Here is a 12041-nt window from a genome sequence, read left to right on the forward strand (position 1 = left end):
CTTTTATCACTGGGGAGATCTGTGGATTAGATCAGGCTCTGGTTTGGGGCCAAAATCCTTAGAATGGAGATGGCCTCTCAATACTTTTGGTAGCTATAGCCCATGGAAACGCTTGCACTTACCCCTCCCAACGTGGAACAGGTTTTGGATGAACTGCGCCCATACCTACTGGCCGACGGCGGCAATGTTGAGCTGGTCGAAATCGACGGCCCAGTGGTCAAACTCCGTCTGCAGGGCGCCTGTGGCTCTTGCCCCAGCTCGGCCATGACGCTGCGCATGGGCATTGAGCGTCGCCTGCGCGAGTTTATTCCTGAAATCGCTGAGATCGAGCAGGTATTTTAGGAATGCTGATATTCTGATTTATTGGCAAGGAGTTTTTTGTCAAAAAATCAGATTTCAGATTGTAGAGGGCTGCTGTGCTAGATCTAAAGCAAATACGAGAAAACCCGGAGCGGGTGCAGTCTGCTCTGGGTAAGCGGGGCAAGTATGATTTGACCCCGCTGCTAGAGCTAGACCAGCAGCAACGCCAGATCGAAACGGTGCGATCGCAGCTCCAGGCCCGCGGCAACGAGATCGGCAAGCAGGTCGGTCAGACTATCAAAGCCGGGGCCGCTCCCAACGGTCCAGAAGTCACCGCCCTTAAAGACGAAGGCAACCAGGTCAAAACTGAGCTGCAAACCCTGGAACCCCAGGAGCGCGAGATCAAGGCCCAGATCGAGGCCATTCTGCTGGGCTTGCCCAACCTGCCTAGCGACACCACCCCCGTCGGTAAAGACGAAACCGAAAATGTCGAAGTGCGCTGCTGGGGCGACGAGTATCTGCCCCAACAGCCCGCCAAGCCCCATTGGGAAATTGGCGAAACCCTTGGCATTCTTGACTTTAAGCGCGCTGCTGAGAAGATTGCCCAGAGCCGCTTTGTCGTTTTAAAAGGCGCAGGTGCGGCATTGGAACGGGCGCTAATTTCGTTCATGCTCGATCGCCACACCAAAGCAGGCTACTACGAAGTCATTCCTCCTTACCTAGTAAACTCTGCCGCGCTAACCGCCTCAGGCCAGCTGCCCAAGTTTGCTGAAGAAAGCTTTCAGTGCCGCAACGATGACCTGTGGCTTACTCCCACCGCCGAGGTGCCCCTCACCAACCTGCACCGTGACGACATCCTTGCTTCTGATCAGCTGCCAATTCACTATTGCGCCTATACTCCCTGCTTTCGTCGCGAGGCCGGCAGCTACGGCAAAGACACGCGCGGGCTAATTCGTCTTCACCAGTTCAATAAGGTGGAGATGTACAAATTCGTTCACCCGGACACCTCCTTCGACGAGCTAGAGGCGCTGGTGGGCGATGCCGAAGACATTCTGCAACAGCTCAAGCTGCCTTACCGAGTGCTGGCGCTTTGCACTGGCGATCTGGGTTTCTCCAGCTGCAAAACCTACGACCTCGAAGTGTGGATGCCCTCTTCCGACAGCTATCGGGAGATTTCTAGCTGCTCGAACTGTCTAGACTTTCAGGCCCGCCGCGCTAATCTGCGCTTCAAGGAAGCTGGGCAAAAAGGCACTCAGTACGTACACACCCTCAACGGATCTGGCCTAGCCATTGGCCGCACCATGGCCGCCATTCTCGAAAACTACCAGGAGGCCAACGGCTCGGTGCGAGTGCCTGAGGTGCTGCAACCCTACCTCAACCGCGAGTATCTGTAGACGCCTACAGAGGAAAGCGATAGACGATCGCCCCAGTATCTTTGACATCAAAAGACGCGTTGAGCACCTGAGCTTTTTGATCGAGGAACGCTTTGGCCTGCTCAACCGGCATCTGCGCGGCGGCAGCAAACTGAATAATGGTGAGGTCTCCCTCTTGGTTTTGAAGCAGCTGCAAAAACATCTGCTCTTGCTGTAGTGACAGTGATTGGGATGTTTGCTGATTGCTGTGGCGCAGATTCCACGCTAGCCAGGAGCCCAGTGCCGTGGGAGCGACGCCAAACATGACCAACGCTAAACCAGTCTCGGCCCTGTCTTCCCAATCGTCGTCGGGGCTAACTAGTTGGGTTGTCGCTAGAAGGGTAATTGATAGGCCAAACAGCAGGCAAGTTCCAGCTAAGGCCTTCTGTAACATCCGCATAGCCGTCTCCTCTACCGGTCGCTCTCGACTTTGACGGTTATCGTAGCCCTTGTTTCTCTATCTAGCCTACAGAGATTAGCCACGTCCAACCCTCTCCATAATAAGAAGCAACTGAGTTACCTTGGCAAGCTATGACCATCCCACCAGAGACTCAGTCGGGCAGACCTATCCATCCGGCTCATAGACGCCTATAGGGGAAAGCGATAGACTACGGCTCCGTTGTCTAAAACGTCGAACGAGGCATTTAGCTGCTGCGCTTTTTCGTCGAGGTAAACTTTGGACTCTTCGAGCGACAGTTGGGTTGCGGTGGCAAACTGAAGCACTGTCAGGTCGCCTTTGTGGTCTTGAAGGAGCTGGAGAAACCGCTGCTCTTGCTGATCGGCGAGGGTTTCCAGCGATCGCTCGTGTTGCTGGCGCAAGTTCCAGATCAGCCAGGCACCTAGAGCGGTCGGTGGCAGCCCAACAACCAGCAGCGCCGCGACAGAGTCCGCTCGATCCTCAGCGTCATTGGTAGGGTTAAGGATCTCAGCTGTTAACGCAAGCACAATGAACAGCCCAAGAGATAGACAAACCCCAGCCAACACCTTTTGTAGCAGCCTCATAGCTATCCTTTACAGATCTCACATCGATTGTGGCAGTAATTTTGCCCATCAATGTCCCTAGCTTACCCGCAGACCTTCCACCCGTTGAGGCGCATTCAAGTTGCTTAATTCGATGTGCAACAACTTGAAGAAATTTAAAACTTAGGCTCGCAAAGCAAACAACTGCTTGAGCACCGACAGTCGAGAACAATCCCAATAGTCAATGTGGGATATCACCTTGCCATCTTCCCCTAGCCCAAGCTCACTGCGACCGGGGATGCTCATGCGCGGCTGCCAAGGTACCGGAGCTATCCAACTCAGCGTCCAGCGGGTGTCAATCTGGCTGGGGCTGGAGTACTCGATTCCGTGCAGTTGCAGATTGACATCCTTAAACCAGTGGCTGATGAAGCCAATCATGAGCCGGTAGCGATCGACGCCGCGAAACTTGTTTAGCGGGTCTTTAAAGTACACATCCTCAGCGTAGAGGTGGTAGCTCTGGTCGCAGGGGAACCGTTCGTAGTCGATGCGAATCTGTTCAAGAATATCCATGGGGTTGAGCCCTCAGGGCAATGCCGTAGCTTAACCCTAAGTTTGCCTCATCTAGACCAAAGTCCTATTACCAACTGTGCAGAGGACAAGGTTTTGTCCTATATCTACAAAATCTGAGAAAGAAACTTTTGGGTGCGGTCTTCGCGGGGGTTGCTGAAAAACTCTTGGGGGGTGTTTTCTTCGATGAGGTAGCCGCCATCCATGAGCACGACGCGATCGGCCACCTCACGGGCAAAACCCACCTCGTGGGTGACGCACACCATCGTGATGCCAGTCTTGGCTAGGCCTCGCATGACATCGAGCACCTCGCGTACCATCTCAGGGTCGAGGGCAGAGGTGGGTTCGTCGAACAGCATGACTTTGGGCTGCATGGCGAGGGAACGGGCGATCGCCACCCGTTGCTGCTGCCCCCCCGACAGCTGACCGGGGAACTTGTGGGCCTGCTCTAAAATGCCCACCCGCTCTAGCAGCTGCATGGCGACTTCTTGGGCCTTGGCCTTGGGCCAGCGGCGCACCCAGATGGGGGCTAAAGTCACGTTTTGCAGCACCGTCAGGTGAGGGAACAGGTTGAACTGTTGAAATACCATGCCCACCTCACGGCGGATGGCCTCAATATTTTTCAGGTCGTGGGAAATCGTGATGCCATCGACCTCAATAGAGCCCTTCTGATAGGGCTCTAGGGCATTGAAGGTGCGAATAAACGTCGACTTACCTGACCCAGACGGCCCCATCACCACCAGCACTTCGCCCTTGTAGACCGTCATGCTGACGCCCTTGAGCACGTGGAAACCGTTGTCATACCACTTTTCCACGTCGCGGGCGACGATCACTGGCTCGGTGCTGGTAGCGTGGGCCGATGGTTGCTCCGTCTGAAACTGTGTCATGAAAGGTTTCCTCTTTATCGCGCCCTCGGGGCTGCTAACAACTCACGAAATGAACGTTTTCAACCTAGCTAAACCCAACAGGCCGGGGCGCTAGCGCAAGATAATGCTATTTTGCCTTAACCCTAGAAGGTTTCTAGATTTCAGACTGTCAACTGTTACACGGAGAGATATTTTGCCAAAGCAGCTAGTGTTCAGTGTTGAGCTTCTCCTCAATTTTGCGGCTGGCCAAGGACATGGCGTAGCAAAAGAACCAGTAGATCACCGCTAGGAACAGATAGACCTCGGCGTAGCGTCCTAGATAAGCCGGGTTGGCCAAGATTGATTTACCAATACCCAGCAGCTCTGCCAGACCTACAATCGATAGCAGCGTCGTGTCTTGAAACAGACTAATAAACTGCCCCACGATCGCCGGAATTGCTATCTTGAGCGCCTGGGGCAGAATAATCAGGCCCAGGGTGGTGGGGGTGTTGAGCCCCAAAGACATGGCAGCCTCGCGCTGACCGCGAGGCACCGCCTGCAAGCCCGCCCGCACGTTTTCGGCCAGGTAGGCCGCGCTAAACAGAGCCAGCGCAATGACCGCCCGTAAAATGCGATCGGGTCGCGACCCAATTGGCAAAAATAGCGGAATCATCACCTGCCCCATGAATAGAAAGGCCACCAGGGGCACACCCCGCACCAGCTCAATGTATACGGTAGACAGCAAGCGCACCACCGGCAGCGCACTGCGCCGCCCCAAGGCCAGCAGCAGCCCCAGCGGAAAGCACAGCACAATACCGCTCACGGCGGTAAACAGCGTCAGCACCAGCCCGCCCCAATCGTTGGTGGACACGGGGGTGAGCCCAAGGCCACCGCCAATCAGCCACAGGGCTACGAAGTACGACAAAAACCAGGCTAGGGACACCCATTTGCCAATGCCCGGGAATTTTCGCCCTACCTGGCGGCCCGCGGCGGCGGCGATCGCCACCAGTGCCACCATCGGCAGCAGCTTCAAGGAACTGGGTCGAGTCGGCGGAAACAGCACAATAAAGGCACATACTAGCCCCAGGCCAATCAGCACGCTGCGGCTAAACAGAGTAGAGACATTGCGCCCCAGCACTCCCCATGACAGCCCTGCCAAACCACAAACCACAGCCAGCAGAGCCCAAATACGGGCATATAGCCCTGAGGGAAAGGTTCCGGTCATAAACAGGCCGAAGTTATTGGGTATGACCTGCCATTGGGCGACGGTTAAAGCCCAAGAAGCAAGGCGAAAAATACCCCAGCCGAGGATGCCGACAATAACGACGGTCAGTAGGCTGTTGAACCAGTCGCTAAACAGATTTTTTTTGGCCCAAGCTACCGGTCCCAGAGCCAATATCTCAGGGGGTGCAGAGGAGAGAGAGTCAGGCGTTACGGAGGTCATAGCTTAGCGCTCCTTAAACTGCACAGATCGGTTGAATTGGTTCATCACTACAGTTATGAGTAGACAGAGGGTTAAATAGGTGGCCATCATGACCACAAAAACTTCAACCGGTCGGCCAGTTTGGTTGTAGGTGGTGGTGGCGATCGAATAAATTTCAGGAAAGGCGATCGCAAAGGCCAGGCTGGAGTTTTTAGTCAGGTTCATGTACTGACTGTTCATGGGTGGAATGATCACCCGCAGGGCCTGGGGAAACACCACCAGCCGCATTACCATGCCCGCATTTAGCCCCAGGGTGCGGGCAGCTTCCCACTGCCCCTTCGATACCGACTGAATACCGGCCCGCACAATCTCTGCCACAAACGCAGAGGTATAGAACACCAGCGCCGTCAGAGAGGCGACATACTCCCGCGACAGACGCAGGCCACCGGTAACGCCACCTCCCTCAACGCCCTCCGGTACAGTCCAGTTCATACCCAGGGTGATAATGGCCAGCCAGGCTAACGCCACTACCGCCAGAGCAATGGACTGAGCCTGGCCGCCGACCCCAGTCTCAATGCGAATTTTGGTGCGCCAGCGCCAGAGGAAAAGGGCGGCGATCGCCGCCCCAACCGTAGCCGCAATGCCCAATATTGCCAGCAGCGCACTACTGGCCCAAGGAATATAAACCCCTCGGTTGTTGAGAAAAGCCAGCCCCAGTATCCCAATCTGGTTAGCCGGGTTGGGCAGGGCACCAAAGATAGCGAAATACCAAAAGAACAGCTGCAACAACAGCGGAATATTTTGCACCAGCCCCACATAGACACGGCTGAGCTTTTGCAACAGCCAGTTCTTAGAAAAGCTTGCCACTCCAGCTACTACGCCTAGCAAAGTGGTCAAAACAATACCGCCTACTACCAGGGTCAAAGTATTGCCCAAACCCACCATCAGCGCCCGCCAGTAGGGGTCGTTAGGGCGATACTGAATCAAGCTTTCGCCAATGCTAAAGCCAGCCGGGTTCCGCAAAAAGCTAAACCCAAAGGCCCGCCCCTGCTGAATCAGGTTGCGATTCAAATTGCCCAAGAAAAAGCTCAGCAAGAGCAGGACAACGAGCAGCGTAATCACCTGGAAGGCAATCTTCCAAAAGCGCTCATCCCGCAGCATCGCCTTCAAGTCGAAGGATCTGCTACCGCTATCGTGGGCCATTTACGTCACCTGCGTTGAGTCAGTGCAAAAGCTTTAAGCAAAATAATCCAAGAGGGATGTCAAGAAAAGTTCAATTTGTTACAAGGATTTATGAAAAAGGCGCAGTCTAGCTGCGCCTTTCAACGGGTAGTTTGGAGTAGAAAGCTGCGGTGGGGGCTAGAGCCTCCTACCAATCAGCCGGCCTTCCCTAGCGGAAGGGGGGAGAGTACATCAGGCCACCCTCGCTCCACAGGGCGTTTTGGCCGCGCTCCAGGGCAAACTCAGAGTCAGCCCCTACGTTGCGATCGTAGACTTCGCCGTAGTTGCCCACCTGGGTAATCACCTTCACCATGAAGTCGTTGGGCAACCCCATATCGGTGCCCAGAGTGCCCTCTTGACCCAGGAAGCGAGCGATATCCGGGTTTTCAGTGGCTTCAAAGGTGGCAATATTCTCAGAGGTAATGCCAAACTCTTCGGCCTGAATCAACCCATAGGTGACCCATTTGACGACGTCGTACCAGCTGGAGTCGTTGTTGGTGGTCACAGGGCCCAGAGGCTCTTTAGACATGGTGACTTCGAGCAGGGTATGCTCGTCGGGGTTGGGCAGGGTGCTGCGGCGGGCCACCAGCTGCGATTTGTCAGAGGTCATGCCCTCGCAGCGACCTTCGTCATAGGCAGCATAGGCGGCATCAGCATCTTGAAATACCACCGGTTCAAAATCGACCCCGAGCTGACGCATTTGGTCAGTCAGGTTGAGCTCAGTGGTGGTACCGGTTTCCACACAGATGGCCTTACCGGCGAAATCTTCCAAACCAGCGATACCGCTGTCTGCACGCACCAACATCCCCTGACCATCGAAGAAGGTAGTGGGCGCAAACTCAAGGCCCACGCTGGTGTCACGGCTGATGGTCCAGGTGGTGTTGCGCGAGAGCATATCAACTTCACCCCCCGAGAGAGCCGTAAAGCGCTCAGTCGAGTCTAAACGGCGATATTCTACGGCTTCGGCATCGCCCAAAACGGCGGCGGCTACGGCCTTGCAAATGTCGACGTCGAGACCAGTGTAGGTGCCGCTTTCATCCACAAAGCTAAAGCCTGGAATACCACCATCCACGCCACAAATTAGCTGTCCACGCCCTTTAACAACGTCAAGACGGCCACCACCAGCAGGAGCGGCCTCCCCATCGGCGTTGGTGGTAGTGGTTCCGCCACCACAGGCGGCCAGCGTTAGCCCGAGGGCAGCTGCAAGAAAACCCCACTTGCGCATGAATCAATCCTCACTCACAAAAGACACTGCAAAACTTATACCCAAACCGTTGGAGTGTTGCACTTGGTTAACACTCCAACGGTTTGGGTTTTCATTTTGCATCAAAGATAACAATATACTGGCGGGGAATCCAAACCCTCCCGGATCCATCTACTTGACGGTTTAGGAGAGCCTCAACACTCGCGCCTAGTGAAATTGGTTTAGTGCTCCTGCGCCAGGTCGCGAATCAGAGGAATTTTGTTGCGAATGTAGTGATGCAGCTGATCGGTTTCGGCCTGGTTGATTGGCTGCTGCCCAGTGAATTGCTCTAACAGCCAGCACACTAAACCGTTGTCATCTAGGGCGAGAAGATGACTGCCCTGGGACCGTTCTACCAAAGACCACAGGTGTCTCAGAAGCTGAGGGTTCATAGCAGCTGTTAATAATTTCTTTAGATTTATATTAGTGCACTAGCCTTCTGGCGCAAGAGGACTAATAAATTATTAATATTTCCTAAGAGTGCCATAGCCAGCATCTATCTAAGGGGCGAAGTTCTTTTGGGCTCAACGGGGGTGGCCCAAACCGTTGGGCGGGCGACGGTGCAGATGCCTTCCACAGCGATGCCGCTGCGTCGCAGAACCTGGGCCGCAGACTGAGCAGTAGCCCCAGTGGTAAAGATATCGTCGAGCAGCCATACCGTAGATCGTTGGAGAGTCTTGATGTGGGCTGGGGCGACGGCAAAGGCCTGAGCTAGATTTTGCTGACGGCTGAGGCGGTTGAGGCTGTGCTGAGCCTGCGTGGACTGCACGCGCAAGAGGCCATGGCTGTATAGCGGCAGCCCAGTTAGCCGACAAAACCACTGGCCGATCAGGTCGGCTTGGTTAAAGCCCCGCTGCTGCAATCGGGTGGGGTGGAGGGGAATGGGGACGATCGCCACCGGGCGAGACGATGCCCTAGAGCCAGGGTTGTGATCAAGCCAGGTTTGCCCCAGCTCGGTGCCCAAAAACTGAGCTAGGCCAGTGTGGCCACTGTATTTGAGGCTGCCGATGGCCTGGCGCAGGCTGTCTTCGTAACGTCCCCAGCTCAGTACCGCCAAATCTGGAATACTGCGATCGCAGGGCGTTGGCGCCTGGCACTGCTGCACCTGGCGACAGCAGCTGGGGCAGAGCACTGCGGGCGTCGCTCGCTGACACAGAGGGCAGGGCTCGGCCAAAAACAGGCTGAGCATCTGGCGTTTGCCCTGGCTGAGCCAGGTCTGAACGGAGGAGCGGCTGTGCATGCGATCTGCCCTAATAGCTAAATGGCCGAGATGGCGCTGGATCTATTGTCGGAGCCACAGCGGGCCGGGGCGAGGGTAGAAATAGGGATCTCCGTTGGGAAAGCATCATTCCCACTAGCAAGGTAGAGGGCGAAGACGATGGCCATCGCGTAAACTCATAGATATAAGATATTGACTTCAGATAAAGCGCTTCGTTGCGATCGCTCCTCGGTACCGCCAATCTAGAGTTGGGGCAGGCTAAGCAGCCGCAGGGGCCAACGGTTCTGGCGTTATAAAACCGAATACCTTGGCCACCTCCCTCAGACAACAGCTGAGGGCTAGCCCTGTATCCCAGCATGACGTGGCTTCGACAACTGCATACGCTGAACATCGCTGATCTGCGGGACGTCGGGCAGAAAGCCTATTACCTGGGCTTGCTCGAGCAGCAGGGGCTACCCGTGGCTCAGGGTTGCGTACTGACGGCAGCAGCCTGGCACTACGGTTTGGAGCAGATGGTCTGGCCCAACGGCGACGGCGATCGGCTGGCTCCAGTGTGCCAAAACGGGTTTAAGACTCTACAGCAGAGCAGCCAGCAATGGCAAAAAGCTCTGCGAGACATTCCTACAATCGCGGCGATCGCAGCCGAGGGGCTAGCTTGTCCAGAGCCCGATGGCTTTATCCCCGCCGCTTGGATGCTGCGCGCATCGCTCTGGGTAGATGGTCTAGGCTTAGAGCAGGCAGCGTCTAGATTGCTAAGCCCTGGCCTGTTGTCGGCCCAGATCGAAGCCGACCAGGCAGATTTGGTTGGGGTGCTGCCACAGTTTTGGAGCCAGGCGCTAACGGCTCGCTGTCTACCGGTCTGGGATCTTCACTGCCAGCGACTGCGCGATCTGAGCCTGGCCACACTGGTTATGCCGGTGTATCCAGCCCTGGTGTCCGGCACGCTCATTCTGAGCCAAGAGCAAATTACCGTGACTGCGGTAGCGGGGCTAGGGATGGCTCTCACCCAGGGAGAAGCTATTCCAGCCTCCTGCTGGGTCAGCTCTAGCAAAATCGCTGAAGCCATCTGGCTACCAGGGTTTCAAGAGCGCGTTTACCAGCTCATGCCCGCCTCTAAGTATCGCCCTCGCCCCTTGGCCAGTGCCCAACCCATTCAGGTGATCGAGCGCGATCGCCCCAAGCTGAGTGCCCCCCTCAGCCATGAGCAGCTCGCCCGGCTAGTGCAGGTTGCAGAACGGGCCCATACGGCCATGGGTGAGGCAGGGGTACGCCTAGAATGGCTGCTGCATCCCAGCGCTAACCCCGACCAGCCAACTCTGATCATTACCGAAGCCGGCCCTTGGCCCCATCCTGCAGTGACGGCTGCGGACCCAGTGCGATCCCCTCCAGCCACGGCGCGGGCTCAGCCCCCCCTACTGCCCTCAGCTAGCACAGTCGTACGCGGTATTGGGGCTGCAGCGGGATGCATTCAAGGGGTCGCCGTGGTTGCCCAACAGCCCCAAGACTTGCCGAGACCGCTCCCCGCGGGCTGCATTGTGGTGCTGCCTGACCTGCAACCCGATGTCTTTTTTCAGCTGCCATCGGTAGCGGGCATTGTCACCGAGCGCGGCGGCGCCACCTGCCATGCGGCTATTTTGGCGAGAGAGGTCGGCATTCCGGCGGTGGTGGGTGCCCCCCACGCCACTCAGCTGCTAGAGAGCGGCATGGTGCTATGGCTAGACGGCGATCGCGGTGTGGTCTATGGCCTCACTGACGAGGCTGCCGCGTCATTTCGTCCCCCGGTGGCCCCGGCACCTGAATCGCTACCCACCGATCAACCGGGTCGCTACCACCGACTGCGCACCCATGTCATGGTCAACCTCAGCCAGCGCCAGGGCCTGGCCAACCTTTCTCTCAACCATGTCGCGGGTATTGGACTACTGCGATCGGAATGGCTACTGCTGGAGGTGCTGGAGGGGCGCCACCCGTGGGACTGGGTCAACCAGGGTCAGGAAGCAGAGCTGCAAAGTCGACTGGTGCAGCAGTTAGAGCCGATTTTGCAGACCCTAGGCCCCAGACCCTTACGCTACCGCAGCCTCGATCTGCGATCGCACGAATGGCAGGCCCTGCGGGGCAGCCCTCCAGTGGAACCCAATCCGATGCTGGGGTTACGCGGCACCCTGAGCTACGAGATTGACGATCGCCTATTTCAGGTTGAGCTGAGGGCATTAGCCACCCTGCAACAGGCTGGCTATGGCAACCTACAGCTGATTTTGCCCTTTGTTCGCAGCGTTGAAGAAGCCATTGCTTGCCGCCAGCGAGTCGAGCGCGCTGGCCTCACCGACACCACCGGCTTTGCGCTGTGGATCATGGCCGAGGTGCCCTCGGTGCTGTTTTTGCTGCCCGCCTACGCTCAGGCGGGTATCCAGGGCATTGCCATCGGTTCCAACGACCTCACCCAGCTACTGCTAGCCATCGATCGCGACCAGCCCACCATAGCCTCCGCCTACGACGAGCGCCACCCGGTAGTGCGCCTAGCCATGGCCCACCTGGTACAGGAGGCCCGCCGCAACGGCCTGCTCTGCTCGATCTGCGGCCAGGCTCCGGTACGCCACCCCGAACTGATCGCCGACCTAGTCGGCTGGGGAATTAACTCCATTTCGGTAGAAGCAGCGGCTCTACCCTTTACGCTGGAGGCAATTTGGCAGGCGGAGAATGGTGGGGAGAGTGAGGGAGTGGGGGGGTGAAGGATGGTTCTTGCGAAGCCGTTGGTGTAGGTTTCTGAGAGAACAGTAGGGACAGAGCAACGTTGTCCAGGGTTGGGAGGGAATTGGCCCAACAACCGGCAGGGATGACCGATAATAACAACGTT

Annotated in this window: 12 protein-coding genes; 3 read left to right on the forward strand and 9 right to left on the reverse strand. The window is 56.7% G+C overall.

Going from position 1 to position 12041, the window contains the following annotated elements; all coding sequences use genetic code 11:
- The first annotated feature begins 102 nt into the window (after window positions 1-102).
- Together NC979_RS05210 and serS are read left to right on the forward strand one after the other, a co-directional pair.
- Window positions 103-342, forward strand: a complete 240-nt coding sequence (locus tag NC979_RS05210) for a NifU family protein (protein ID WP_017299982.1) — start codon at window positions 103-105, stop codon at window positions 340-342.
- A 74-nt stretch (window positions 343-416) separates the two neighbouring features.
- Complete coding sequence (serS, locus tag NC979_RS05215) at window positions 417-1694, forward strand: serine--tRNA ligase (RefSeq protein WP_190518153.1); 1278 nt, start codon at window positions 417-419, stop codon at window positions 1692-1694.
- A 4-nt stretch (window positions 1695-1698) separates the two neighbouring features.
- Here serS and NC979_RS05220 read toward each other — a convergent pair whose 3' ends face one another.
- The 9 genes from NC979_RS05220 to NC979_RS05260 form a co-directional block, all read right to left on the reverse strand.
- Window positions 1699-2112: a hypothetical protein gene (locus NC979_RS05220; protein WP_190518154.1), complete on the reverse strand. Its 414-nt coding sequence runs from the start codon at window positions 2110-2112 to the stop codon at window positions 1699-1701.
- 188 nt (window positions 2113-2300) lie between these two features.
- Window positions 2301-2714 carry a hypothetical protein gene (locus NC979_RS05225; RefSeq protein WP_190518155.1) on the reverse strand — a complete coding sequence of 138 codons (414 nt, stop codon included), beginning with the start codon at window positions 2712-2714 and terminating at the stop codon, window positions 2301-2303.
- A gap of 141 nt (window positions 2715-2855) precedes the next feature.
- On the reverse strand, window positions 2856-3242 hold the full coding sequence (locus NC979_RS05230; RefSeq protein WP_190518156.1) for a C6orf136 family protein: 387 nt from the start codon (window positions 3240-3242) through the stop codon (window positions 2856-2858).
- A 104-nt stretch (window positions 3243-3346) separates the two neighbouring features.
- Window positions 3347-4126, reverse strand: coding sequence for an amino acid ABC transporter ATP-binding protein (locus tag NC979_RS05235; RefSeq protein WP_190518157.1), 780 nt, complete (start codon window positions 4124-4126; stop codon window positions 3347-3349).
- Window positions 4127-4310: 184 nt separating this feature from the next.
- Window positions 4311-5528, reverse strand: a complete 1218-nt coding sequence (locus NC979_RS05240) for an amino acid ABC transporter permease (protein WP_190518158.1) — start codon at window positions 5526-5528, stop codon at window positions 4311-4313.
- A 3-nt stretch (window positions 5529-5531) separates the two neighbouring features.
- A complete protein-coding gene (locus NC979_RS05245) occupies window positions 5532-6710 on the reverse strand; it encodes an amino acid ABC transporter permease (RefSeq protein WP_190518160.1) in 1179 nt (392 codons plus the stop codon).
- A 187-nt stretch (window positions 6711-6897) separates the two neighbouring features.
- Window positions 6898-7953, reverse strand: coding sequence for an amino acid ABC transporter substrate-binding protein (locus tag NC979_RS05250; protein WP_190518162.1), 1056 nt, complete (start codon window positions 7951-7953; stop codon window positions 6898-6900).
- Window positions 7954-8153: 200 nt separating this feature from the next.
- Window positions 8154-8363, reverse strand: a complete 210-nt coding sequence (locus NC979_RS05255) for a hypothetical protein (protein ID WP_190518163.1) — start codon at window positions 8361-8363, stop codon at window positions 8154-8156.
- Between the two features lie 104 nt (window positions 8364-8467).
- Window positions 8468-9211 (reverse strand): ComF family protein, encoded by a 744-nt coding sequence (locus NC979_RS05260; RefSeq protein ID WP_190518164.1) that lies wholly within the window; start codon window positions 9209-9211, stop codon window positions 8468-8470.
- 335 nt (window positions 9212-9546) lie between these two features.
- Between NC979_RS05260 and NC979_RS05265 the strand changes: the two genes are divergently transcribed.
- Entirely contained in the window at window positions 9547-11916 is a 2370-nt protein-coding gene (locus NC979_RS05265; protein WP_190518165.1) for a putative PEP-binding protein, read from the forward strand.
- The last annotated feature ends 125 nt before the right edge of the window (window positions 11917-12041 follow it).

The organism is Leptolyngbya subtilissima AS-A7 (genome assembly GCF_039962255.1).
In the GTDB taxonomy this organism is placed as follows: Bacteria; Cyanobacteriota; Cyanobacteriia; order Phormidesmidales; family Phormidesmidaceae; genus Nodosilinea.

Bases quoted from the DNA above. Each gene is read 5' to 3' on its own strand.
- NC979_RS05210 (WP_017299982.1), top strand. From the start codon at position 103: ATGGAAACGCTTGCACTTACCCCTCCCAACGTGGAACAGGTTTTGGAT.
- NC979_RS05220 (WP_190518154.1), bottom strand. From the start codon at position 2,112: ATGCGGATGTTACAGAAGGCCTTAGCTGGAACTTGCCTGCTGTTTGGC.
- NC979_RS05225 (WP_190518155.1), bottom strand. From the start codon at position 2,714: ATGAGGCTGCTACAAAAGGTGTTGGCTGGGGTTTGTCTATCTCTTGGG.
- NC979_RS05230 (WP_190518156.1), bottom strand. From the start codon at position 3,242: ATGGATATTCTTGAACAGATTCGCATCGACTACGAACGGTTCCCCTGC.
- NC979_RS05235 (WP_190518157.1), bottom strand. From the start codon at position 4,126: ATGACACAGTTTCAGACGGAGCAACCATCGGCCCACGCTACCAGCACC.
- NC979_RS05240 (WP_190518158.1), bottom strand. From the start codon at position 5,528: ATGACCTCCGTAACGCCTGACTCTCTCTCCTCTGCACCCCCTGAGATA.
- NC979_RS05245 (WP_190518160.1), bottom strand. From the start codon at position 6,710: ATGGCCCACGATAGCGGTAGCAGATCCTTCGACTTGAAGGCGATGCTG.
- NC979_RS05250 (WP_190518162.1), bottom strand. From the start codon at position 7,953: ATGCGCAAGTGGGGTTTTCTTGCAGCTGCCCTCGGGCTAACGCTGGCC.
- NC979_RS05255 (WP_190518163.1), bottom strand. From the start codon at position 8,363: ATGAACCCTCAGCTTCTGAGACACCTGTGGTCTTTGGTAGAACGGTCC.
- NC979_RS05260 (WP_190518164.1), bottom strand. From the start codon at position 9,211: ATGCACAGCCGCTCCTCCGTTCAGACCTGGCTCAGCCAGGGCAAACGC.
- NC979_RS05265 (WP_190518165.1), top strand. From the start codon at position 9,547: ATGACGTGGCTTCGACAACTGCATACGCTGAACATCGCTGATCTGCGG.